This is a genomic window from Nitrospirillum goiasense, assembly GCF_034427435.1.
In the GTDB taxonomy this organism is placed as follows: Bacteria; Pseudomonadota; Alphaproteobacteria; order Azospirillales; family Azospirillaceae; genus Nitrospirillum.
Genome location: NZ_JAXQNP010000002.1, coordinates 1,266,532 through 1,291,181, shown reverse-complemented (window position 1 = coordinate 1,291,181; position 24,650 = coordinate 1,266,532). Strand labels below are relative to the sequence as shown.

General features: G+C 68.3%; 17 protein-coding genes. 7 read left to right on the top strand and 10 right to left on the bottom strand.

Annotation, left to right across the window (positions count from 1 at the left end; genetic code table 11):
- The first annotated feature begins 8 nt into the window (after positions 1 to 8).
- Positions 9 to 1,400 (top strand): autotransporter assembly complex protein TamA, encoded by a 1,392-nt coding sequence (locus ULB03_RS08395; protein ID WP_322482730.1) that lies wholly within the window; start codon positions 9 to 11, stop codon positions 1,398 to 1,400.
- 11 nt (positions 1,401 to 1,411) lie between these two features.
- The gene (locus tag ULB03_RS08390) at positions 1,412 to 6,061 is read left to right on the top strand and encodes a translocation/assembly module TamB domain-containing protein (RefSeq protein WP_322482729.1); all 4,650 of its coding nucleotides are present in this window, start codon (positions 1,412 to 1,414) and stop codon (positions 6,059 to 6,061) included.
- A gap of 240 nt (positions 6,062 to 6,301) precedes the next feature.
- Here the strand turns inward: ULB03_RS08390 and ULB03_RS08385 are convergent, their stop codons facing one another.
- The 6 genes from ULB03_RS08385 to pstS form a co-directional block, all read right to left on the bottom strand.
- Positions 6,302 to 6,967, bottom strand: a complete 666-nt coding sequence (locus tag ULB03_RS08385) for a LysE/ArgO family amino acid transporter (RefSeq protein WP_322482728.1) — start codon at positions 6,965 to 6,967, stop codon at positions 6,302 to 6,304.
- A 195-nt stretch (positions 6,968 to 7,162) separates the two neighbouring features.
- Entirely contained in the window at positions 7,163 to 8,932 is a 1,770-nt protein-coding gene (locus tag ULB03_RS08380) for a chloride channel protein (RefSeq protein WP_322482727.1), read from the bottom strand.
- Between the two features lie 304 nt (positions 8,933 to 9,236).
- A complete protein-coding gene (gene pstB, locus ULB03_RS08375; RefSeq protein WP_186455605.1) occupies positions 9,237 to 10,052 on the bottom strand; it encodes a phosphate ABC transporter ATP-binding protein PstB in 816 nt (271 codons plus the stop codon).
- Between the two features lie 5 nt (positions 10,053 to 10,057).
- The gene (gene pstA, locus ULB03_RS08370; RefSeq protein WP_322482726.1) at positions 10,058 to 10,966 is read right to left on the bottom strand and encodes a phosphate ABC transporter permease PstA; all 909 of its coding nucleotides are present in this window, start codon (positions 10,964 to 10,966) and stop codon (positions 10,058 to 10,060) included.
- Positions 10,967 to 10,969: 3 nt separating this feature from the next.
- The gene (gene pstC / locus ULB03_RS08365) at positions 10,970 to 11,941 is read right to left on the bottom strand and encodes a phosphate ABC transporter permease subunit PstC (RefSeq protein ID WP_322483805.1); all 972 of its coding nucleotides are present in this window, start codon (positions 11,939 to 11,941) and stop codon (positions 10,970 to 10,972) included.
- Positions 11,942 to 12,120: 179 nt separating this feature from the next.
- Positions 12,121 to 13,173 carry a phosphate ABC transporter substrate-binding protein PstS gene (gene pstS, locus ULB03_RS08360; protein WP_322482725.1) on the bottom strand — a complete coding sequence of 351 codons (1,053 nt, stop codon included), beginning with the start codon at positions 13,171 to 13,173 and terminating at the stop codon, positions 12,121 to 12,123.
- A 701-nt stretch (positions 13,174 to 13,874) separates the two neighbouring features.
- Here pstS and ULB03_RS08355 point away from each other — a divergent pair.
- The 3 genes from ULB03_RS08355 (at position 13,875) to ULB03_RS08345 (ending at position 17,474) form a co-directional block, all read left to right on the top strand.
- Positions 13,875 to 15,431 (top strand): OprO/OprP family phosphate-selective porin, encoded by a 1,557-nt coding sequence (locus ULB03_RS08355; RefSeq protein ID WP_322482724.1) that lies wholly within the window; start codon positions 13,875 to 13,877, stop codon positions 15,429 to 15,431.
- A gap of 292 nt (positions 15,432 to 15,723) precedes the next feature.
- Positions 15,724 to 16,608: a DUF1003 domain-containing protein gene (locus ULB03_RS08350; protein ID WP_322482723.1), complete on the top strand. Its 885-nt coding sequence runs from the start codon at positions 15,724 to 15,726 to the stop codon at positions 16,606 to 16,608.
- Positions 16,609 to 16,775: 167 nt separating this feature from the next.
- Positions 16,776 to 17,474 (top strand): response regulator transcription factor, encoded by a 699-nt coding sequence (locus ULB03_RS08345; RefSeq protein WP_322482722.1) that lies wholly within the window; start codon positions 16,776 to 16,778, stop codon positions 17,472 to 17,474.
- A gap of 145 nt (positions 17,475 to 17,619) precedes the next feature.
- On the opposite strand, the gene ULB03_RS08340 is transcribed toward ULB03_RS08345, so the two are convergent.
- Positions 17,620 to 18,930, bottom strand: coding sequence for a peptide MFS transporter (locus tag ULB03_RS08340; RefSeq protein WP_322482721.1), 1,311 nt, complete (start codon positions 18,928 to 18,930; stop codon positions 17,620 to 17,622).
- A 492-nt stretch (positions 18,931 to 19,422) separates the two neighbouring features.
- On the opposite strand from ULB03_RS08340, the gene ULB03_RS08335 reads away from it, so the two are divergent.
- Positions 19,423 to 21,009 (top strand): hypothetical protein, encoded by a 1,587-nt coding sequence (locus ULB03_RS08335; protein WP_322482720.1) that lies wholly within the window; start codon positions 19,423 to 19,425, stop codon positions 21,007 to 21,009.
- A gap of 45 nt (positions 21,010 to 21,054) precedes the next feature.
- Positions 21,055 to 21,810 (top strand): sulfite exporter TauE/SafE family protein, encoded by a 756-nt coding sequence (locus ULB03_RS08330; RefSeq protein WP_322482719.1) that lies wholly within the window; start codon positions 21,055 to 21,057, stop codon positions 21,808 to 21,810.
- Here the strand turns inward: ULB03_RS08330 and kynB are convergent.
- From kynB to ULB03_RS08315, 3 genes are all read right to left on the bottom strand, one after another.
- Positions 21,801 to 22,469, bottom strand: a complete 669-nt coding sequence (kynB, locus tag ULB03_RS08325; RefSeq protein WP_322482718.1) for an arylformamidase — start codon at positions 22,467 to 22,469, stop codon at positions 21,801 to 21,803. The two genes, ULB03_RS08330 and kynB, sit on opposite strands and share 10 nt — an antisense overlap.
- A gap of 111 nt (positions 22,470 to 22,580) precedes the next feature.
- Entirely contained in the window at positions 22,581 to 22,769 is a 189-nt protein-coding gene (locus ULB03_RS08320) for a hypothetical protein (RefSeq protein WP_322482717.1), read from the bottom strand.
- A 443-nt stretch (positions 22,770 to 23,212) separates the two neighbouring features.
- Positions 23,213 to 24,613: a DNA recombination protein RmuC gene (locus ULB03_RS08315; RefSeq protein WP_322482716.1), complete on the bottom strand. Its 1,401-nt coding sequence runs from the start codon at positions 24,611 to 24,613 to the stop codon at positions 23,213 to 23,215.
- Positions 24,614 to 24,650 lie beyond the last annotated feature (37 nt).

Genomic DNA, 24,650 nt, shown 5'->3' with positions numbered 1-24,650 from the left:
GCCCGGCGGTGCGCGACGCGGAGGCGGCCGTGGTGCCCCTGATGGCGGCGCGCGGCTATGCCCGGGCCAAGGTGGGCCAACGCGACCTGGCCGTGGACGTGCAGGCCCACACCATGGCCGTGGCCTTCACCCTGGACCCCGGGCCGCTGGTCCGCTTCGGCCCCACCACCTTCACCGGCCTGGGCCGCCTGGACCCGGACGTGGCCTATGGCCGCCTGCCGTGGAAGGAGGGCGATGTCTACGATCCGGCCAAGGTGGACAAAGCCCGCAACAAACTGACCGACCTGGGCGTCTTCTCCCAAGTGCGCGTCGTTCTGGACGATGTGCCGGGCACGGTGCAGCCGGACGGGTCGCATGAGGTGCCCATGCTGGGCCAGATGGAGGAGCGGCCCCGCCATTTCATCAACACCGGCCTGAACTACGGCACCACCGACGGCGCCGCCGCCACCGCCACCTGGGGCGACCGCAACTTCCTGGGCGGGGCGGAGGCGCTGACCGTCACCGGGTCCATCGGCGGCATCGCCCGCAAGAAGTTCCGCGATTCCGACGGCTTGGACTACAGCCTCGGCACCACGCTGAAGAAGCCCGACTTCCTGGAAACCGACACCACGCTGAACCTCTCGGCCCTGGCGGTGTCGGAGCATCCGGAGGCCTACTCGCGCGACGCCCTGACGCTGGGCGCCATCGTCACCCACCCGCTGACGCCCCATCTGATGGCCAGCGCCGGCGTGACGCTGGAGCAATCCTCCATCCGGCAGGACCTGACGGGCGATGGCGTGCTGACCACCACCGACAACACCCTGGTGGGGCTGCCGGTGGCGTTGAAGTTCGACAACACCGACAACCTGCTGAACCCGACCCAGGGCTATCGCTGGAACGCCGGCCTGACCCCTTATCTCAGCCCCCTGGGCGACAGCGGCACCTTCGTCATCGGCAACGCGGGCGCCAGCGGCTATTGGGCGGTGGACGACGCCAAGGCCTATGTCATCGCCGCGCGCGTGAACCTGGGCGCGGTCTATGGCGGGTCGCTGGCCCAGGTGCCGGCGGACAAACGCTTCTTCGCCGGCGGCGGCGGGTCGGTGCGCGGCTACGCCTACCAGAAGGTCGGGCCCCTGGACGTCAACAACGACCCCACCGGCGGCCGCTCGCTGATCGAAACCAGCGCCGAGCTGCGCATCCGCCTGACCGACACCATCGGCCTGGTGCCCTTCATCGACGGCGGCAACGTCTTCGAATCCGCCTACCCCGACCTCAGCCAGGGCATGCGCTGGGGTGCGGGCCTGGGCGTGCGCTATTTCACCTCCTTCGGTCCCTTGCGCCTGGACGTGGGCGTGCCGCTGGATCGCCGCAGCGGCGACAGCATGTGGCAGCTGTACGTCAGCATCGGCCAGTCCTTCTGACGGAACCCGGCATGTCCGACACCCCCCAAACGCCCGGTCCCGGCCCCGTATCGCCCGGTTCCCCCCTGCCCAAACGGTCCTGGGGGCGGCGCCTGCTGTCGGCGGGTCATGTCGCGGCCTTCGCCTCGCTGGGCGTCATCGCCGGCTTGGCGGCCGCAGGCGGCATCGGCCTGTGGTGGATGGACACCGATTCGGGGCGCGCCTTCGCCACGCGGCAGGCGGAGGCCAACGTGCCGGGCCTGAAGGTGGAGGGACTGGCCGGCCTGCCCTTCCACCCCCGGGTGACGCGCGCCACCCTGGTGGACGTGATCACGGGCAAGCCCTGGCTGACGGTGGAGGACGCGGCGCTGGATTGGCGGCTGCTGCCCCTGGCCCACCGCGAGCTGGCGGTGGACACACTGAGCGCCAAGCGCATCTGGGTGGCCCAGCCGGCCCCGTCGCTGGAGCCGCCGCCGGACGGGACGGTCAAGGACGACGCCAATCCCCTGACCCTGCCCTTCAGCATCACCCTGGCCCGCCTGGACCTGCCGCGCATCGACCTGGCGCCCAACCTGGCCGGCGGCCAGGGCGCCGCCCTGTCCACCAGCGGCACCGTGCGGCTGGGCCCCACCCTGGATGGCGACAGCCGGCTGACGCTGACCCAACTGGACGGCGGGGCCGCCCATGGCGACCTGACCGCCCGCTTCACCGCCCCCGGCCTGACCAGCCCCGGCAGCCTGACGCTGGAACTGCAAGGCCAGGAGGAGGCCGGTGGCTTGGTGGCCCGGTTGGCGGGGCACCCGGAACTGGGCCCCCTGGCCCTGAGCCTGAAGGGCGACGGGCCGCTGGATCGCTTCCAGGCCCATTTGGAATTGAAGGAGATGCCGCAGCCGTACAAGGCGGCCGACGGCGCCACCGTCACCCCGCGCGCGGTCACCCTGGTGGCCGACGTGGGCCTGGCCCGGCCCCAGGGCAAGGCCAAGCGGATGACGCTGGCCCTGAAGGCGGCGCCTGGCCGCCTGCTGGCCGACAACCTGGCGCAGATGGCCGGCGACGCCGCCACCGTGCAGGCGGCCGCCACCCTGGCCGATGACGGCACCATCACCCTGGAAAGCCTGGACCTGGGCGCCGCCTTCGGCCGCCTGACGGCCAAGGGCAACCTGAAGGACAAGGGGGGCGACCTGACCCTGCGGCTGATGCCGGCCGCACCCGGGGCCCTGTCCCCGGTGGCGCCCGGCCTGGCGCTGGGCGGGCTGGACGCCGTGCTGCACACCACCGATCCGGCGGCGGGCAAGGCCGGCGCCAAGCGGCAACGGACCGTCAGCGCCGACCTGACGGTGGAGGACCTGGGCTACAACGACGCCCATGTGCGCCACCTGACCGCGACCACCACGCTGCGCGAGGATGGCAACCGCCTGCTGCTGGACCTGGCCGCCAAGCTGCAGGGCCTGAGCGCGCCGGGCCTGCCCCCGGCCCTGACCGATCATGCCGACCTGGCGCTGACCGGCGCGCTGAACCGCGCCAATGGCGACATCCTGGTGGACAAGCTGGACCTGACGGGTGGCATGGGTCATGTCACCGGCAGCGGCAGCGCCCAGGGCTGGGGCCGCCAGGCGAAAGGCAGCCTGCGCCTGACCGATGGCGAACTGGCGACCCTCATGGCCCTGACAGGCGTGGGCAAGGCCACCCCCGCCGCCACTCCGGACGCCAAGCCCGCGCCAGAAGACGCCATCACCGGCCACGTGGCCGCCACGGTCGAGGGCACGGTGGCCGACGGCGTCGTAGACGGCACCCTGGCGGTGCAGGCGACGGATCTGCGCACCGGCCAGCCGACGGAGGACGCGCTGCTGGCCGGCCGGGCGGAGATCAACGGCCGGGTCCGCGCCAGCCTGGACGGCAAGGACGTGGCGGTGTCGCCCCTGACCGTGCGCACGGGTGCCGTGGACCTGTCCGGCACCGTCACCCTGAAGGACAACACCCTGACGGCGGATCTGAAGGGCAACGGCCAGGTGGTGGGCAACCCCGCCAGCGTCGCCGCCCATGTGGTCAAGACCGGCCCCCACCTGACGGTGCGCGACCTGGCGGCCGCGCTGGGCCCCAACACCCTACAAGGCGGGCTGGAGGCGGACCTGGACCGGCAGGTGGCCACCGGCAAGCTGGCGGCCACCTTCCCCGACCTGTCCAGCCTGGGCGCGCTGGCCGGCACGCGCCTGGCGGGCCGGGCCAAGGCCGACATCGTGCTGGGCGCCTCCACCCGCGCGCCCGTGCGGCCGGCCCGGCAGACCAAAGCCCGGCCCGGCAAGACCGGCAAGGGCCCAACCGCCCCGACCGCCGCCCCACCCGCCACCACGACGGCGACCGCAAGCGGGCCCAAAGGCGGGCAGGCGGTGGACCTGAAGGTGACGCTGGACGATCTGGTGGTGGAGGACCAGCGCATCCACCAGGCCACCCTGGATGGCCGCATCGACGACCTGCTGGGCAGCCCCCGGCCCAATGTCACGCTGATGGCCGATGGCATCGAGGCCGGCCAGATCCTGGTGAACAAGGTCGCGGCCGCCTGGCGCGGCACCCTGGGGGAAGGCGACCTGACCCTAGCCGTGGACGGCACCACCGGCGTGGGCAGCGTCGGCCGCCGCCGCGCCTTCCAGGTGGAGGCGGCCGGCCACCTGACGCAGCCGCCGGAGCCGGCGTCGCCGAAGGCGGCCCGCGCGCCCACCCTGGCCCGCCTGGACCAGTTGGACGGCCGGCTGGACCAGACCACGCTGAAGCTGGCGGCACCGGCCACCATCACCGTCGCCAAGGGCAGCATCGCGGTGAAGGGGCTGGACGTGGCCCTGGGCACCGGCCGCATCCGCGCCGACCTGGCGCTGAACGGCAAGGAGGTGACCGCCCAGGTGGAGGCGACGGCCCTGCCGCTGGCGCTGGCGGCCCTGGCCGACCCGGCGCTGACCCTGGCGGGCACGCTGGATGCCAAGGTCACAGCCAACGGCACCGCCGCCAACCCCACCGCCGACGCCACCCTGAGCATCCACGGCCTGTCCATGCAGCAACTGGCCGTGACCCTGGACAGCGGTGCGACCCAGCCCCCGGGCGCGGCCGCCGACGCCGATGGCAAGCCAGTGGTCAGCGCCACCGTCGCCAACAACCCGGCCAACGCCACCGGCACCGACACCACCCCGGTGAAGAAAAAGATGCTGGAGGTGAAGAACAGCACCGACCGCCGGCTGAACGCGGATGCCACGCTGACCGCCGCCTGGCGCAACGGCCGGCTGCACAGCACCCTGGCCGCCCGTACCGCCGACGGCGCCGTGGACCTGACCGCCGACGCCGACACCCCCCTGGCCCTGAACCCCGAGACGATGGCGCCGGTGATCCAGGGGCCGGTCAGCGCCAAGATCAACGGCCGGACGGAGCTGTCGCGCTACAACGACTTCATGGCGGCCTCCGCCCAGCGCATGGGCGGCAAGGTCTCGGTCGACCTGGCCGTCGCCGGCACGGTGGCCGACCCCAAGGTGACCGGCGCGGTCGACCTGATGGACGCCAAGTATGAGAATGGTGGCACCGGCACCCAGATCTTTGGCCTGAACGCCCATCTGGTGGGCGACGCGCGCGGCCTGGCCATCGAGAAGTTCCACGGCAGCACCGCCGACGGCGGGTCGGTGGACCTGGGCGGACGCATCAACCTGGGCGACCCCAACGCGCAGGAGAAGGCGCCGATCCTGGACCTGCATGTCACCACCGACAACGCCCGCCTGCTGCGCACCGACCCCATCACCGCCTGGGTGGACAGCGACCTGACGCTGAAGGGGCTGATGAACAAGCCCGACCTGGCCGGCACGGTGCGCCTGCGCGAGACCTGGGTGGGCCTGCCGGACAAGCCCCCGGCCGACGTGGCCGACCTGCCGGTGCGCTACGTCAACGGCCGGCCCCGCCAGCCGCAGGCCCCGATGGCGGCGGCGGGCGGCGGGTTGCTGATCCACCTGAAGGTGGACATCACGGCGCGCAACCGCATCTACGTCCAAGGCCGCGGCCTGACGGCGGAGTTCGCCGCCGACATGCAGGCGCGCGGCACCAGCGCCGATCCCCAGTTGACCGGCCGCGTCTATCTGGTGAAGGGCGATTTCAGCGCACAGGGCCAGACCTTCACCCTGACCAAGAGCGACATCACCTTCACCGGCGACAGCGACCCCTTGCTGGACGTTTCCGCCTCCTCCACCAAGGCGGACTTCACGGCCATCCTGAACATCACCGGCCGCCTGTCCAAGCCCACGGTGGCGCTGACGTCCGACCCGCCCCGGCCGCAGGACGAGGTGCTGTCCCGCCTGCTGTTCGACCGGCCCATCAGCCAGATCAGCGCCCTGGAGGCCCTGCAACTGGCCCAGGGCGTGGCCCAGCTGTCGGGCGTGCTGGGCAGCGGTCCCGGCATCATGGACAACGTGAAGCGGAGCCTGGGCGTGGACCGCCTGGAATTCTCCAGCGCCGCCGTGGGCTCCAGCGCCTTCGGCACGGTCACCGCCGGCCGCTACATCAACAGCCGCACCTATATCGGCGTCAGCCAATCGGTGGGCGGCACGGGCACCAACGTCACCCTGGAATACGCCCTGACCTCCCGCCTGCGCCTGAACGGCGCCGTCGGCAGCACGGACGACACCGTGGGCCTGAAATACCAGTGGGATTATTAGAGTCTGTCCGTTTTCCTCAGGCGCCGGCATGGCCATCCGGCCACTTGGCTATCCTCGCTGCGCCCTGCGGTGCTCGCTGCGGCGGCCGTGGTCGCGGCCTGTTCGCTACGCTCCAAGCCAAGCGCCAGCGGGCCCCAAGCCCGTGGGAGGCGACCGCGTCCGCCGGAGATTTCCGGGGACCGCAGTGGACTGGAAATCGAGGAAGCCAAACGCCGAATGGCGGCGCCCGGCACCTGAGGGCTACTTACTGATAAACGCCCCGACCAGGTCCTGCAGGTTCTCCGGCACCAGGGAGAAGAAGCTGAGCAGGGCCATCAGGCCGACGACGCCCAGCACCACGCCGGTGCCCCGGTTGATCCACAGCACGGTGCGCGGCGTGAAGTGGTGGCGGATCAGGAAAGTGCCGCCGCACAGGATGGACCACCAGGTCAGCGAGCCCAGGAACACGCCCAGGGTCATGGTGCCGGCCTTGGCATGGTCCAGCGCGCCGCCGAAGCCCACCACCACGGTGATGATGCCCATGATGGTGATGGGGTTGGTCACCGTCAGGAACAGGCCGGTGCCGACGGAGCCGATCAGGTTGCCGGCGTCGGGCGGGGCGTTCTTGCGCTCGTGCGGTTCCTTCAGGAAGGAATGGATGGCGGCCCCCAGCAGGAAGACGCCGCCGATGAGGCGCAGTTCCTTCACATGGCCCAGCAGGGCGTCCAGGATGGCGTTGACCCCGAAGGCCGCGACGCCGCCGAAGAAGCCGTCAGCCAAAGCGGAGCCGAAGCCGGTGGCGAGACCCGCGATGATGCCCCGCTCCACCGTCCGCCGGATGCACAGCAGGCCAATGGGGCCGACCGGCGCCGCGATGGCCAATCCCAGGACGATCCCCCGGATCAACACGCCGAAATCATCGAACAATGCGGACTTTCCCTGAGAAGTAAGGCAAGCGGCACCCGGAAAGGTTCAAGGGCCTGACAGGTCCGGTGACGGATGCCGCGCCGACTGCCGCGCCAACGTGGGGCCGCCCCCGTGATGCAACATCGGCGCAGCGGGCGCAACGCCTAAGGCGACCAACGCGGTCGTTCCCGACCATGGGAGAGCAAAGATAGGGCGTCAGACGCCGCCGAACAGGTCGCGCACGCCCAGTTCATCGCCACGCCGTCGCTCCAATTCTTGGGAATAGCGGCGCAGGGCATAGGCTTCGGTCAGGTAGCCGACGATGCGGCGGCTGCTCACCCCGTCCAGCACCGGCAGGCTGTCGGCGTCCCAGTCGGCGAAGCGTTGGAGGGCCATGCGCACCGACTGGTCGGGCAGCAGGAAATGCTCGCGATCCCGGGCCAGTTCCGCCGCGCGCTGGTCCGCCGGCAGCTCATGCTGGGGATCGTGCACGGCGTTCATGTCCACCCGGCCGGCGAAGGCGCCGCCGGGGTCCAGCGCGAACACCGTCTTGGCGCTGCCCGGCGGGTAGTGCCCGCGCAGGGCGCCCAGGGTGATGTCCGCCGGCACCGTCTTGGGGTCGCCGCGCATCAGCCGGCCCACGGTCATGTCCTTGACCCAGCCGATGTCATGCCCGCCGCGGATCTGCACGCCGCGCTGATGGAAGCGCCAGGTGGCGAAGGAGTAGCCGAAGGTCTCGCGCACCAGCAGGGTGGAGGCGATGACGCCCATGAGCACGCCGGCGGAGGCGCGCAGATCCCCCGTCAGTTCCAGCACCAGCAGCACCATGGTCACGGGCGCGCCCACCACGGCGGCGGCCAGCGAGCCCATGCCCACCAGCATGACGGCGGAGCGCTGCGCCACCAGATCCACGGGCAGCATGGTCCCGATATCGGACACCATGCTGCCGAACAGGCTGCCCAACAGCAGCGAGGCGCTGAACAGGCCGCCGCGGAAACCGGCGCCCAGGCACAGGGCCGAGGCCACCACCTTGGCCACCAGCATCACGAAGGCCAGCCCCAGGCCGTAGCCATGGTCGAAGCCGTACTGCAAGGCCCCCTGCCCGCCACCCAGCACGCCCGGCAGCACCAGCGCCAGGGGTCCCAGCAACAGCCCGCCCAGGATGGGGTGGACGGCGCGCGGAATCGGCAGTTGGCGAAATAGTCGTTCCGCATACGTAACGGCCTGCATGGTGAGGATGGCCACGGCGCCGGAAGCCAGGCCCACCAGCAGGAAAGTGACGAAGTCACCGCCCCGGATGACCGGCGGTTCCGCCAGGATGAACAGGGCCGGCCGGTTGAGCACCATCTGCGCCACCTGGTTGGCGACCACGGCGGCGACGCAGACGGGCGCCAGGGTGGCCAGGGTGTAGGTGCCGATGACCAGTTCGAAGGCGTAGAAGGCGCCGGCCAGGGGCGCGGTGAAGGCGGCGGAAATGGCGGCGGCGGCCCCGCAGCCCACCAGGGTGCGCAAGTCGTTGCGCCGCAGGTTCAGCCGCCGGCCGAAGTTGGAGGCGAGGCCGGCCCCTGTCTGGGTGAACGCCGCCTCCATCCCCACCGATCCGCCGGCGCCGTGGGACACGACGATGGACAAGGTCAGGCGCAAGCTGTCGCGCAGGGACATGCGGCCGCCATAGAGGGCGTTGGCCTCGATGGGGTCGACGGTGTCGCGGGCGCGGCGGAACAGCAGGGCCAACCCCGCCAGCACGGCACCGCCCACCACCGGAACGGCCAGGGTCAGGGTGGCGGGAATGAACAGGGCGCTGCTGACGTGATCACCGAATGGGACCTTGAAGGCCAGGCTGTGCAGCGCCAGCACGAGGGCGTGGAGCCCCGCCACCACCAGGCCGACGCCGATGCCCACCGGCACGCTGAGCAGGGCCAGGGACAGTTCGGAGGAGCGCAAACCCTTGGGCGTCAGCGCGTGGGTCAGCGCGCGCCAGACCACGGGCAGGCGCCGCCCGGCGCGCCGGCGGCCCCCGCCGGAGGACTGCGGACCGGCCGGCTGTGCCGTCGCGGCCCCCGCCTCATCCCCGACCGACCCGGACTCCGGGCCCGGGGGGCGGCCGGCGGGGGTGAGGAAGGCGGGTGGGTATCCATGGTATCTGGCAGATGTGGGCCGCGACCGGTCAGGACAAGGGTGATAACAGGCACCAAGCCGATATGGGCGACAAAAGCGGCACTTCTATGGAAAAAGGGCGGCCATCCCCGAGGATGCCGCCCTTCCTTTCACATCGCCAGCACCCGCCGGATCAGCCGAAGCGGCCGGTGATGTACTGTTCCGTCTTCTCTTCCTTGGGCGCCGTGAAGATGGTGTCGGTGGCGCCGTATTCCACCAGTTCGCCCAGGTACATGAAGGCGGTGAAGTCGGAGACGCGGGCCGCCTGCTGCATGTTGTGGGTGACGATGGCGATGCAGTAGTCGGGCTTCAGCTCATCCACCAGCTCCTCGATCTTGGAGGTGGAGATGGGGTCCAGCGCCGAGGTCGGCTCGTCCAGCAGCAACACGGCCGGGCGCACGGCCACGGCGCGGGCGATGCACAGGCGCTGCTGCTGACCGCCGGACAGCGACAGGCCGCTCTGGCGCAGCTTGTCCTTCACCTCGCCCCACAGCGCGGTCTTGCGCAGGGCCTCTTCCACGCGCACGTCCATGTCGGCCCGGCTCAGCTTCTCATACAGCCGGATGCCGTAGGCGACGTTGTCGTAGATCGACATGGGGAAGGGCGTCGGCTTCTGGAACACCATGCCGACGCGGGCACGCAGCAGGTTCAGGTCCTGCTTGGGCGACAGCAGGTTCTCGCCGTCCAGCAGCACCTCACCCTCCGCCCGCTGGTTGGGGTAGAGGTCATAGATGCGGTTCAGGATGCGCAGCAGCGTGGACTTGCCGCAGCCAGACGGGCCGATGAAGGCCGTCACCCGCTTGTCGAACAGCGGCAGGTTGATGTTCCGCAGGGCGTGGAAGCCGCCGTAGTAGAAGTTCAGGTTGCGGACGCTGATCTTCTCGCGCATGTCGCCGTCGGTGGCGAGGGCCGCCTGGGACTGTTCCGCCGTCATGGAAAGCGCGGTCATGGGGATCACTGGCCTTTCTTGGTGCCGATGGAAGCGAGCATGCGGGCGCCGATGTTGAGGGCGAGGATGGCGACCGTGATGAGGAGCGAACCACCCCAGGCCAGCCGCTGCCAATCCTCATAGGGGCTGAGCGCGAACTGGAAGATGGTGACCGGCAGGTTCGCCATCGGGGCGTTCATGTTCACGCTCCAGAACTGATTGTTCAGGGCGGTGAACAGCAGGGGGGCGGTTTCGCCGCTGATGCGGGCCACGGCCAGCAGGATGCCGGTCATGATGCCGCTGCGCGCGGCGCGGTAGGTCACCTGCACGATGACCTTCCAGCGCGGCGCGCCCAGGGCGGCGGCGGCCTCGCGCAGGGAGCCGGGGACCAGGTTCAGCATGTCCTCGGTCGTGCGCACCACCACAGGGATGACCAGCACGGCCAGCGAGATGGAGCCCGCCCAGGCCGAGAAGTGGCCCATGGGGACCACGACGATGGTGTAGATGAACAGGCCGACGATGATGGACGGCGCCGACAGCAGGATGTCGTTGATGAAGCGCGTCACCTCCGCCAGCTTGGTGCCCTTGCCGTATTCGGCCATGTAGGTGCCGGCCATGATGCCGATGGGCGTGCCGATGACCATGCCCAGCACGGTCATCACCAGGCTGCCGAAGATGGCGTTGAGCAGGCCGCCGGTGCTACCGGGCGGGGGGGTGTTCTGGGTGAACAGGCCCAGGCTGATGGCGCTGAGGCCGTTGATCAGCAGCACCGCCAGGATCCAGACCAGCCACAGCAGGCCGAAGACGGCGGCGCCCACGGCCAGGCCCATGGTGATGGTGTTGCCGACCTTGCGCCGCCTGTAACGGCCCATGGCGAAGTTGGTGCCAGGCGGCGAACCGGCGGGCGTGCCGGGGGACATATCGGTGATGGCCATGGATCAGGTCCCCGCCTTGCGGTTCATGCGCACCAGCATAAGCTTGGCCAGCGACAGCACGATGAAGGTGATGATGAACAGGACGAGGCCCAACGCGATCAGCGAGGAGGTGTAGGTGTCGCCCACCGCCTCGGTGAATTCATTGGCGATGGCGGCCGAGATGGTGGTGCCCGGCGCCAACAGGGAGGAAGCGATGTGGTGCGAGTTGCCGATGACGAAGGTCACGGCCATGGTCTCACCCAGCGCGCGGCCCAGGCCCAGCATGATGCCGCCCACCAGGCCCACACGGGTGTAGGGGATGGTGATGTCCCGCACCACTTCCCAGGTCGTGGCGCCCAGGCCGTACGCGCTTTCGCGCAGCATGGCGGGCATGGTCTCAAACACGTCGCGGGTGATGGAGGTGATGAAGGGCAGGATCATGATGGCCAGGATCAGGCCGGCCGTCAGAACACCGATGCCGTAGGGCGGGCCCTTGAACCAGGCGCCGATGCCCGGAACGTTGCCCAGCGTGTTGATCAGGAAAGGCTGCACGGTCCGCTGCAGGAAGGGCGCGAACACGAACAGGCCCCAGATGCCGTAAATGATGCTGGGGATGCCGGCCAGCAGCTCCACCGCGATGCCGATGGGCCGCTTGGCCCAGGCGGGGCACAGTTCCGTCAGGAAAATGGCGATGCCGAAGCTGACGGGCACACCCACCAGCATGGCGATGACCGAGGTGACCAGCGTGCCGTAGATGGGGGCCAGCGCGCCGAACTTCTCCGTCACCGGGTTCCATATCTCGGTCGTGACGAAGCCGAAGCCGAAGGCCTTCAAGGCCGGCAGCGCGCCATGGATGAGGGAGATGATCACGCCGCCCAGGAGCGTCAGCACCAGGAGGGCGAAGAATAGGGTGGCGCTGCGAAACAGAAGGTCGTTGCGGCGCTGCGTGCGCGCCCGCGGACTTTCCGCGCTGATGTCCGATGCCTTTACCGCCATGTCCACCAAAGCACCCCTCCGGCCATAGGCCCTGCGATAACGAAAACGCGATGACCTAAAAAACCCGGATGTACGTGAAGGAAGCCGACAGAGAGGGAGAGGAGCCGTTGGCGACCCCTCTCCCGACCTCCGTCCCCCGGGGCTGACCCCGGGGGCGCATCCTTCTTACCCGAGTACTGTTACTTCGACCAGACCGGCTTGCCGTCGGCGGTCTTAATCGTGGACCAGGACTTCTCGACCTGGGAGATCACGGCGGCCGGCATCGGCACGTAGTCCAGCTGCTCGGCGGCGGCCTGGCCGTTGTTGTAGGCCCAATCGAAGAACTTCAGGGCCTCGGCGACGGCGGCACCGTCCTGCGGCTGGCTGTACACCAGGATGAAGCTGGCGCCGGTGATCGGCCAGCTGTCGGCGCCCGGCTGGTCGACCAGCACCAGGTAGAAGCCCGGGGCGTTGGCCCAGTCGGCACCGGCGGCGGCGGCCTGGAAGGCCTTGATTTCCGGGCTGACGATCTTGCCTTCCTTGTTCTTCAGCTTGGTGAAGGTCAAGGTGTTCTGCTTGGCGTAGGCGTACTCGACATAGCCGATAGCGCCGTCGGTCAGCTTCACCATGTTGGCAACGCCTTCGTTGCCCTTGGCGCCCAGGCCGGCGGCCCACTGCACCGAGGTGTTGGCGCCGACGCGCTCGGAGAATTCCTTGTCTTCCTTGGACAGGTAGGTGGTCCACAGGAAGTTCGTGCCCGACCCATCGGAACGGTACACCGGGACGATGGAGGTCTTGGGCAGGTTCAGGCCGGGGTTCAGCGCCTTGATGGCCGGGTCGTCCCAGGAGGCGATCTGGCCCAGGTAGATCTTGGCGATGGTCGGGCCGTCCAGCTGGATCTGGCCGGGGGCAATGCCCTTCACGTTGATGACCGGGACGACGCCGCCCATGATCATCGGGAACTGCTGCAGGCCCGCTTCCTTCAGCTCTTCAGCCTTCAGGGGCATGTCCGAGGCGCCGAAGGTGACCGTCTTCGCCTTGATCTGCTTGATGCCGCCGCCGGAACCGATGGACTGGTAGTTCAGACCCACGCCGGTCTTGGCCTTATAGGCCTCGGCCCACTTGGCGTAGATGGGGTACGGGAAGGTGGCGCCGGCGCCGCTGATGTCGGCGGCCTGGGCGGCGCCCACCATCATCACCGCGGCCGCGGCGGCAACCATGCCCTTCAGCAGGTTCTTCGGTTGAAAGTTCACGGGATTCCCCCACGGGTTGGAACGTCTTAGTCGACCATCTCGGGGCCCCGGCCGGTCCGCCCAGGGGGTATGCCCCCGCGACCGCTCCTGATCCCGTCTCGACGGGCGGACCCTAGATTCCGGGTCCTGAACCTTTGGTGACGACTATGTTACGGTTTTGTGAAACTGTGGGCCTATTGTCGCAGGCCCCGCCCCCGTTCACGCCCCGTACCCCGCCGCCAACGCGCAACACCGCCGCCGCCGGGCCGGGCTCGCGGGCTTTTGGTGTTTCTTAAATACTTCTCAAGCGCGCCCGGACCAGCGGCGCCACCGGATTTTTTCTGCCCCCGCATCCCGGCAGCATCCGCCACCGCAAGCACGCACCCCGGTGCGCCCTATTCACCACACTATAGATGCAATGGAGGGTGCTCGGCTTTTTTTTCGCCGAGTCCCCCTGGCCGCGGCTCTACTACGGTAGTCCGTAATTTGTTGGCCCGCCTTACTTTAAGCCCGCTAAAACACCCGACTCGGAACTGTTGCATCCCGGCCACAGCCAGCCCCTTTAATAAATCTGTCAACCTTCAGCAGTCTCGCTGTCATGCTATATTGCTACCGAGCGCTTCGTGAGGGCCGCAGCCCAAACGCTCCAAACGCGTGACGTCGGCCCCGAAACCCGGGATTGGGCGGCATGCCGTAGACCGGATGATGGGAGAATCTAGGAAATGAACCTGAAGACCGTGTTGCTCGCTGGCACGGTGCTGGGCGTGGCTTTCGCCGCCGCCGGTGCCTCCGCTGCAGAAACCAAGAAGTCGAACGCCGCCTCCGCCACCGCCGCCGCGGCCGCCACCCCGCTGGCCACCCAGGCGCAGATCGACGCGCTGAACAAGCAGATCCAGGCGCTGCAGGCGCAGCTGCAGGCCATTGCGACCCAGACCGACGCCGCCAACAAGGCCGCAGCCGAGTCCAAGGCCGCCGCCGAGAAGGCCGCCACCTCCGCCACCGCCGCCACGGCGAACCTGCCCAGCATCACTTTCCCGAACGGCATCCCGACGTTCTCGTCCGCGGACAAGGCTTTCACCTTCCAGCCCGTCGGCCGCATGCAGCTGGACTACGGCTGGAACATGCAGGACACGAAGAACCCGGACAACCGCTCCAACAAGGACATCACCGACGGCTTCAACTTCCGTCGCGCCTACATCGGCTTCGCCGGTAAGATGTTCAATGACTGGACCTACAACGCCACGGCCGACTTCTCCGGCCGCACCAACGCCAGCGGACGTCTGCAGACCGCGCAGCTGTCGTACAACGGCTTCAAGGGCTGGATCGTCGACGTCGGCGCCATGCAGCCGGCCTTCACCTTCGAAGACAGCATCAGCTCCAACGACATTGGCCTAGTCGAGCGTCCCGGCATCACCAACGTCGTGACCGGCCTGGTGGCCAGCGAAGGCCGCCTGTCCGCCGGCGTCCGCACCTTCGGCGATAACTATTTCGCCGACGTCTACCTGACCGGCGACACCGTCAACACCAGCGCCCAGACCACCGGTGACGACCAGCACGCCGTGTTCGCCCGCGCCGCCTACCGCCCGGTCAACGACGAGCACACCATCGTCCACCTGGGCGCCGACATCGGCTATCTGTACGCCCCGCCGCAGACCAACCTGGTCGCCGGCAGCGTGACGCCCGCCCAGGCGCACGTCGTGTCCCTGTCCGAACGTCCGGAAAACCGCTACGGCGGCCTGGGCGCCATTCTGAACACCGGCAACATCAACGTCAGCGACGTCACCATCTACGGCGGTGAAGCCGCGGTGCGTTACGACAGCTTCTGGGTGCAGGGCGAAGGCTACCAGGTCGACCTGACCCGTCGCTTCACCCCGGCCGCCACCAACGACCCGAGCTTCTTCGGCTACTACGCCGAAGCCGGCTGGGTGCTGACCGGCCAGAAGCGCAACTACGTCGCCAACCAGGGCGCCTTCAGCGCCCCGACGGTGGACAAGCCCTTCAACCCGATGACCGGCAACTGGGGCACTTGGGAAGCCGTGGCGCGCTACAGCTTCCTGAACCTGAACTCCGACACCTGGGCCACCAACACCGCCAACCGCGTGCGCGGCGGCCAGCAGGAAGTCTGGACCCTGGGCCTGAACTGGTACGCCACGCCGAACGTCAAGATGATGCTGGACTACCAGTTCATCGACGTGAAGAAGTACTCGTCCGCCACCAACAACACCCAGGTGGGCGACAACTGGCAGTCCTTCGGCGGCCGTATGCAGTTCACGTTCTAAGGCTGGCCGTTCTCTCCCCTGGGTCACCCGAGGTGGTCACCCAGGGGGCGGAGAGCCTGCTTCAAGGGAAGCCCCGCCGGTCCGCCGGCGGGGTTTTTCTTTGGCTGCGGCACCCTGCCCCACACGCCCGTTCTCCGGGCGGGACATATCATCCCATCCAGAGGTCGCGGAAAATTGTCATAGTTCGGTTATAGAAACGCTTATCAATATCGGTGGCCCCCGGCGTCAGGGGTTGAGCAGCCAAAAGCCAGGATCAAGAGGGACAAGTGCGATGGAAGAGGGGCGCGGCGGCATGAACCCGCAAGACCAGGGCACGGCTCAACCGGCACGGGACGAAGCGCAGGAAGCCGCCATGGCCGCCGAACTGGCGGCCGAGGCCGAGGAACTGGCCGACATCGATCTTGGTGATGAGGGCGACGACGAAGGCGGCATGGAAGACGAGCCCGGCCTGGACGGGGCGCCCGCCTCCGATAGCGCCGCCCCGGCCAGTGGAAAGCGCGTGGCCTGCGGGGTCACGGGCAAGCTGCGCCCCAAGCGCGACCTGATCAGCCTGGACACCCTGCGTCCCAGCCTGGCGGTCCGCATCCGCCGGGACCATCCCGGCCTGCCCGCCGACGCCCTGGTCAGCAGGGGGGTGGTGGCGCGCTATCGCTCCCTCTATGTCGAGGAACTGCTGCAGCAGGAGAAGGGCGAGCTGACGGAACTGGACCGTCAGGTGGCGGAAAGCATCGCCACCCATGAGACCCTGGCGGAGAACATCGAGGAAGGCTACGCCGAGGAACGCACCCTGGGCGAGCGCATGTCCGACCATTTGGCCAGCTTCGGCGGCAGTTGGACCTTCATCCTCACCTTCGGCGCCTTCCTGATCGCCTGGATGATCTTCAGCGGCTTCGAGGGCGAGAAGTCGTTCGATCCCTATCCCTTCATCCTGCTGAACCTGATTCTCTCCTGCTTGGCCGCCATCCAGGCGCCCATCATCATGATGAGCCAGAAACGGCAGGAGGCGAAGGACCGCCTGCGGTCGGAAAACGATTACCGGGTGAACCTGAAAGCTGAGCTGGAAATACGTCATTTACACGAAAAAATTGACTATCTCATCCAGCGGCAATGGAAACGACTCACGGAAATCCAGCAGCTACAACTGGAAATTATGCAGGAAAAGCGCTACCGCCGTTGAGCCGGCACCCCTTTCGAAACCCGTCAAGCCCTTTCCTGGCTAGCTACTGCGGGGTGAATACGCGAAAGGGCTAAAGCGACAGGACACAAGTGAGGGTTGTTTTATAACGCGAAAGGGCCAATATTAAACACTCCGAGCTAGTTGCACCTGCGTCGGAGGTTTGGATCATGGCCACCCATGATGTTTTGGTGATCGACCCTAGTACCCTGTTTCGCCAGGGCTTGAGACAGTTGCTGCCCCAGGACTTCCGCGTCGTCGCGGAGGCGCGTGATGCCGATGCCGCTCGCGCTGAGCTGGCCGCGCCTACACCAAATGATACACCGGGGGGCAAGCCGTCCGCCCGGGATATCGCCCTGGTCCTGTTCGACGTGACGGACACGGCGGAATTCAGGACATCCGTCAGCCAGTTGCACGCCGCGTTCCCGGAGGCCCGGCTGGTTTACCTGACCAACGGCTTCGACGCGGGGCGCCTGCGCATGGCCTTGGAGGCCGGGGTCGACGGCTACCTGACGAAGGACCGCTCCTCCAACGCGCTGATCCAGTCGCTGCACCTGGTCATGCTGGGTGAGAAGGTGTTCCCGTCTGACCTGGCGCTTCTGCTGACCCAGCAGAACCACGCCGGCACCGTCGGCGCCACCGGTCCGCACAAGGGCCTGTCGATGCGCGAAACCCAGATCCTGCGCGCCCTGGTCAAGGGCGAGAGCAACAAGGTGATCGCCAACGGCCTGCACATCACCGAGGCGACGGTGAAGGTCCACCTGAAGAGCCTGCTGCGCAAGATCAACTGCAACAACCGCACCCAGGCGGCCATCTGGGCCCTGAACAACGGGCTGACCGAGGCTACCCCGACGGCGGGCGCCGCCTGACCCCTCATCGTCTCTCCTGACCGGGACAAAAAATCGGCAGGATCAAGAAAAAGGCCGCTGTCCCAGGCAGGGGACGGCGGCCTTTTCTTTTGCGGTCCATCAAGCCCCGTCACGTCGGGGCCCTTCACCGCGAGCGCGGGGTGGTTCAGGCGACGGCCGGCACCCGCTGGCGCCGCAGGGCCACACCGTAGAAGATCGCCCCGGCCAGGACCAGCAGCGCCACCTGCCCGCCGAAGTAGGCGACGGGTGAGAGCCGGTCATACAGCTGGACATAGAGCCCGCCCACCATGTCGCCGGCGAAGACCGTCAGGTAGAAGACGGCGGTGATGGAGGATTTCAACCGGGCCGGCGCTTCCATGTAGGCCCACTGCAGGCCGATCATGCTGATGCACAGCTCGCCGAAGCCCAGCACGATGTTGGACACCAGCATGAACCAGATGCTGACCGGGTGGTCCTTGGTCGCCAGCAGGCCGGCCAGCGCCATGATGGCGATGGAGACGGCGGTGATGCCGAAGCCCACGAACACCTTGGTGCGCGCCGGCGTCAGGGTGCCGCGCCGCCGGTCCACGCCACCCCAGAAGGCGTTGAAGATGGGGGTGAGCAGGATGATCATCAGGGGGTTGACCGCCTGCAGCTGGTCCGGGGTCAGCTCGAAACCGAAGGGCCAGAAATTCAGGTCGATGTAGTCGCGGGCGAAGAACACCCAGGTGGTGGCCGTCTGGTCATAGGCCATCCAGAACACCAGGATCATGGGGAAGGCCAGCAGCATGCGCACCAGGCGGGTGCGTTCCTCCGGCGTCATGCTGGCGGCGGGCTGGCCGGTGCTGGCGCGGGCCGCGGCGCGGTCGGCCGCGTTTTCCTGCGGATAGAAGCGCTTGCCGGCGGCGAACACCACCAGGGCCACCGTCATCAGGGCGGCCGGCAGCATCAGCGCCACCTGGTAGCCCGCCTTGTCGCGCACCCAGGGCAGCGCGTAGGAGGTGACGAAGCCGCCGATGTTGATGGCCACGTAGAAATAGCTGAAGGCCTTGTCCATCAGGGCTTCCTTGCCCTGCTCCTGGTACATGCGGGCCATCAGCGGGCTGACGTTGGGTTTGATGGCGCCGGCGCCCATGGCCAGCATGGCGAGGCTGGCGTACAGCATCCACGGGCTGCTGGCGAAGCCCAGGACCACCTGACCGAAGATGTAGGGGAACGAGAAGAAGATGATGGTGGGATAACGGCCCAGCCAGCGGTCGGCGATGACGCCGCCGATAAGCGGCAAGGCGTAGCAGGACGCCATGAAAATCTGGATGACGGTGGCCGCGTCGCTGTCGGAGAAGCCCAGCTGCGAGGTGATGTAGAGCGCCAGCAGCGTCCGCATGCCGTAGTAGCAGGCGCGTTCGGCCAACTCACCCCAGAAGACGAACCAGAAACCCACCGGATGCCGAACGCGTGCCGTGACCTGTGCCTGCATGCCCAAATCCTTGGAAAGTATGGTGCCCGTTGCGCGGTCCCGCCCGGACGGACGCGCCCCGCCGTCCCTGGCCGGGATACGGCGAACCCTGTCCATTCACGCCCGCGCCGCCCTGCCGCCGTCGGCCCCCAAGCCGCGGCGGATGTGCCCACCCGTTGTCCATCGCGCGGGGCCACCCGTTCCTGGGACGCACCCGCTATTTCTCTGGCCTGCTTCGTTAGGGGAATCGGCATCGCGACACAAGCCGAATCACAAAACGACAGCGTGTCAAAAAATTTAATCGGAAATGCCGGGGCGCCACCGGGCCGCCGGCAAGCCGCCTGACCATCTTGCCGCAGCAACGGCGATCATCGGCGCCCCGCTTCCAGAAGCCCGGCGCGTGAGGCAAAGTGTAGCGCCAGCATAAACGGGGGATCCCGTATTCCCCTTTCGCTGGCTGTCCCTCTTTTGATTGTCTTGTGCACTGCGAGAGCGGCCTGTTAATTGGCGAGGATGATGGTTGCCCTGGATGCCAGCGCGCGCAGCGATGCCCGCCCCCGTAGCATGGACCTGCCCGTGGCGACGGTGCTGGGCCTTGTCGCCTTGGCGGTGGTCCTGGCCCCGCTGTTCTTCGTGCTGGTGCCGCCGCTGACGGACTACGCCAACCACCTGGCGCGCATGGACATCATCGCGCGGCTGGGGCAGGAGCCGCTGCTGCAGCGGTTCTACGCCATTGACTGGCAGGTCATCCCCAACCTGGCCATGGACCTGGTGGTGCCGCCCTTCGTGCGCCTGGTGGGCGTGTTCGTGGCCGGCAAGCTGTTCATCGCCGCCATCATCATCAGCATCGTCAGCGGCACCTGGGCCCTGCACCGCGCCCTGCACCGCACGGAGCACGGACCCGGCGGCGCCAACGCCCTGCTGGCCATGGCGTTCATGTACAACGGCATCTTCCTGCTGGGCTTCACCAATTTCCTGTTCGGCATCGGGCTGGCGCTGTGGGGCACGGCCATCCGCCTGTCGCTGCGCAACCGATCGCACCTGCAGCGCCTGCTGGCCTCCACGGCCACCGTGCTGGTGCTGTTCGTCTGTCATCTGTTCGCCGTCGGCCTCTATGGCATGGCCATCTTCTGCCTGGAGGCGCCCGGCCTGCTGCGCCGCCCCTGGCGCCAGGCCCTGCGCCACCTGGGCCTGATGGCCCTGCCCTTCCTGCTGGTCTTCCCCCTGCTGGCCGCCAGCCCCACCCTGGGCCTGGCCGACCAGGTGGTGTGGAGTTGGGTGGGCAAGGGCGAGGGCTTGCGCCTTCTGGTCACCACCTTCCATGAAAATTGGGAGGTGCCGCTGGGCTGGGTGGCCCTGGCCGTCGTCGCCGCCCTGCTGGCGACGCGGCGCATGCACCTGCACGCCGCCGGGTGGATGCTGCTGGCCACCGGCGCCGTCACCTACGTCGCCATGCCCACCATCCTGTTCGGCTCCGCCTATGCCGACGAACGGCTGCCGGTGGCGCTGCTGTTCCTGTGCCTGGGCTTCGTCCGGTTCGAGTTCCGGGGCCGCCTGGGCCGCATGACGGCGCTGGCCGCCATCCTGGGCATCATCGTGGCCCGCAGCGTGGTCATCGTCGGCGACTGGATGCCCCTGAGCCAGGTCTACAAGGACATGCGCGCCTCCATGGCGGCGGTGGAACCGGGGTCGACCATCCTGGTGGCGGAGGCGACAGTGCCCACGGGTGACGTCAACTTCAACGCCGCCTTCAGCCATGCCCCCTGCCTGGCCATCATCGACCGGCAGAGCCTGGTCAGCACCGCCTTCAGCGTGGCCGGCAAGCAGATCCTGACCGTGAAGCCCGCCTATACCGAGCGGGTGGACCGCGAGGACGGCGACCCGCCCAGCACGGGCGAGATGATGAAGGCGGTGGCCAGCCCCTTCCCCGCCGGCACCTACTTCTGGCAGGACTGGCAGCGGGACTATGACTACGTCATGGTGCTGAACACCGAAGCCGGGCATCGGGAATTGACGGGCCTGGCCGATCTGGTCCATGAGGGCAAGGGCTTCCAACTCTATCGCGTGCTGCACGACGTGCCCCCGGCCTCGGCCCCCTGACGAAGCCTTCGGGGACGCCGCCGCCGCCCCGAACGGACATTTCCAATGGATCCTTGGACCTGGGCCTTGCTGATCGGTGCCGCCTTCGTGGCCGGCATCCTGAATGCCGTCGCCGGCGGCGGCAGCTTCCTGGGCTTCCCCGCCCTGGTGTTCGCCGGCCTGCCCCCCGTGACCGCCAACGCCACCAACACCGTGGCCCTGTTTCCCGGGTCTTTCGCCAGCGTCTATGCCTATAGGCGGGAGTTCCAGCCCATCCAGGGCGTGGGCATGGTGCCCATGGTGGCGGTCAGCCTGGTGGGCAGCGTCGCCGGCGCCCTGCTGCTGCTGTGGACGCCGGAGTCGGTGTTCGTCGCCCTGGTGCCGTGGCTGCTGCTGATGGCGACCCTGGTATTCACCTTCGGTCGGCGCCTGGCGGCGCTGCTGGAGGGCAGCGTGCGCCTGACGCCCACGGCCCTGCTGTGCTGCCAATTCGTCATCGCCATCTATGGCGGCTATTACGGCGGCGGGGTGGGTATCCTGTCCATGGCGGCCATGACCCTGTTCGGCCTGCGCGACATGCACGCCATGAACGCCTGGAAAACCCTGCTGAGCGGCAGCCTGAACGCGATCGCCACCCTGACCTTCGCCCTCAGCGGCCGCGTGGTGTGGGCGCCCGCCCTGGCCATGATGGTGTCGGCCATCGCCGGCGGCTATCTGGGCGCCGACGTGGCGCGGCGCCTGCCCGGGGATTATGTCCGACGCTTCGTCATCGTCACCGGCACCGCCATGACCGTGTACTTCTTCGCCAAGGCCTATCTCTGAGGCCATTCCCGCAGCACGGCGCGCACGGGCGAGGCGTCGGCGTTGCTGAGGGGCAGCGGCAGGGCGATCAGCTCGTAAATCCCGTCCGGCACGGCATCGAGCACCAAGCCCTCCAGCACCGCCAGGCGATGGCGGTTCAGCATGGTATGGGCCGGCAGATCCTTGCTGTCCTGCGGGTCCAGCGACGGCGCGTCCGTGCCCAGCAAGACCCCGCCCTGCCCGGCCAGCCAATCGATGAGCGCCGGATCGATGGCGGTGTAGTCCGACCGCCACGCCTCATGGGGAAAGCGGTCATAACTGTGCAGCAACAGGCGCGGCACGCCGGGCCGCCAATGGGGCACCACGTGATCCGCCGTGGCGAAGGGCGCGCCGGGCGGCACGGTGATCACCTGTGCCGGCCCCAGATATGGGGCCAGGTCCAACGCCCCCGCCGTCAGGCCCGTGGCATCATAGTGGAGGGGTGCATCGACGTGGGTGCCGCTGTGGGTGGACATGACCAGGCGGCTGACGTTCACCGGACAGCCCGGCTGGATGGACCAGGTCCGCTCTTCACCAAAAGCCGTATCGCCCGGCCAGACCGGCAGGCCGGGGCGCAAAGGCTGGCTGATGTCCCAAAGGCGGGCCGGAGAAGCTGTCACGGTAGGGGCTGTCACGGTCATGCGGGCGGTTCCCCAAGGGTGGAACCGCCAGCTTAACGCCCAGGGCGAAGGGGTGGGGAACTATTCGCGGCGCCGCCGCGTCGCCCCACACCCGATGGCGGGCTTTCAGGCTCAGTGGCCGGCCTGACCGTCGGCCACCTGGGAGGGTGTGGCGGCCCCGGCGGTGTCCACCGTCGCGTCGGGCGGGGAACTCAAGACCACGGCCGTCAGAAAGGCGCATACCGCCGCCAGCACCGCCAGGTCGAAACCACGGCCCCGGTCGTTCAGGCGACGGGCCAGGCGGACGAAGAGGATGGGCATGGACGTGGGTCCCGGTCGGCACCGGACGATGCTCCGGCATGGGTAATACGGCGTAAACACCGCAACCCTGCGCCTTAAAACACCGGCATCAAAAAAAGACGGCCGCGTCGCTTGAGGGTGCCCAGACTGAAATCCTCAAAATCGACGCGGCCGCCTGGCGGGGGGCTCTGGGAGAACAACCCCCTACTCGGCCAGCACCAAGATCCTCGCCCTCACGCGCGGGCACGCCGCGCCGCCGCCGTCAACGGCCGCAAGGAAACGTGGGTTTTGATCCTGGTGCCATGATGGTGCGATCCCGTCCCTGCTTATCATTCCGGGTACGGCGCGCGACCATCAGCGCAACCCCCGGTGGATAGATCGAGGTTCCCAGGATCAGACAACGTTGTCAACCCTGAATTCGCTGAACCTTTCGGGTAGTCGAGCGGCCGGGAGGACAGGTTTTGTCAGGTCAGGGACAGGGTGCCGCCGGGATCCAGGGCCAGCGCCTTTTCCTCCGGCCCATCCTCGCGCAGGTCGGCGGGAATGGCCTTGGACGTCTTGGCGCCCATGTCCTTCAGTTGCTCCACCTGCCGCACCAGGTTGCCGGTGCCGGTGCTGAGTTTGGTCATGGCGCCGCTGTAGCTTTTCTGCACCCGGTCCAGCTGGGTGCCCAGGCTGCGCATGTCGTCCAGGAAACCGACGAACTTGTCGTACAGCTTGCCGGCGCGGTCGGCGATGGCCTCGGCGTTGCGGTTGCGGCGCTCCACCTGCCAGACGTTGGCCACGGTGCGCAGGGCGACCATCAGGGTGGTGGGGGTGGCGATGGCCACGTTCATGTCGGCGGCATAGGCCGTCAGCGCCGGATCCTCCTGCACCGCCACGGCCAGCGCGCCCTCGATGGGTACGAACATCAGGACGTAATCCAGGCCGCTGCCCACGGCGCCGGTGTAATCCTTGGAGCCCAGGGTCTTGATGTGGCTGCGCAGGGAGACGACGTGGCGGGCCAGCGCCGCCATGCGTTCCACCTCATCGGCGGCGTTCACATGCGCCTCGAACGCCGTCAGCGACACCTTGGCGTCGATCACCACCCGCTGCCCGCCGGGCAGGTTCACCACCACATCGGGGCGCAGGCGGCCGCCATCGGCGTCCGTCCGGCTTTCCTGGGTCACATATTCCTCGCCCTCGCGCAGGCCGGAGCGTTCCAGGATGGTGGACAGGATCATCTCGCCCCAGGCCCCCTGGGTCTGGGCCTTGCCCTTCAGCGCCTGGGTCAGGTTGTGCGTCTCGCTGGTCATGCGGGCGCTGGTGTCGGTGAGCTGGCGGATTTGCTGCGCCAGCGCCGCCCGGTCCTTGGCGCTTTCCGTATGGGCCAGTTGCAGGCCCTGCTGGAATTCCACCATGCGGTCGCGTAAGGGGGCCAGCAGGCCGTCCAGCTGGGTGCGGTTCTGCTTGGCGAAGGTCTCGCCGTGGCGGGTCATGACCTCATCGGCCAGAACCTTGAACTCCTTGGCCATGGTTTCACGCGCCTGGGTCAGCAGGGCCAGCTTCTCATCCGCCTGCCGCAGCTCGCGCGCCAGCGCCTCTTTCGACGCGGCCAGCGCCTGGGACAGGCGGGCGCCCTCTTCGCGCAGGGCCGCCAGGTCCCGCTCCAGCAGGGGGACGCGCGACGCCCGTTCCCCCTCCACCGCCAGGCGGCGGTCGACATCCGCCTTCGCCTCGCGCAGGGCGGCCAGGTCGGCCTCCAGCAGGGCCAGCCGCTCCGCCTGTTCCGCGCGGGCACCGGCCCCCACCAGGCGGGCGGCCACCAGGGCCACGACCAGCGCCGCGACGAAGCCAAGGGCCAGGGAAACAAGGTCAAGCGGCATGGAACGGCGTCCTACTCAAGAAGATGGGGCCATGGTT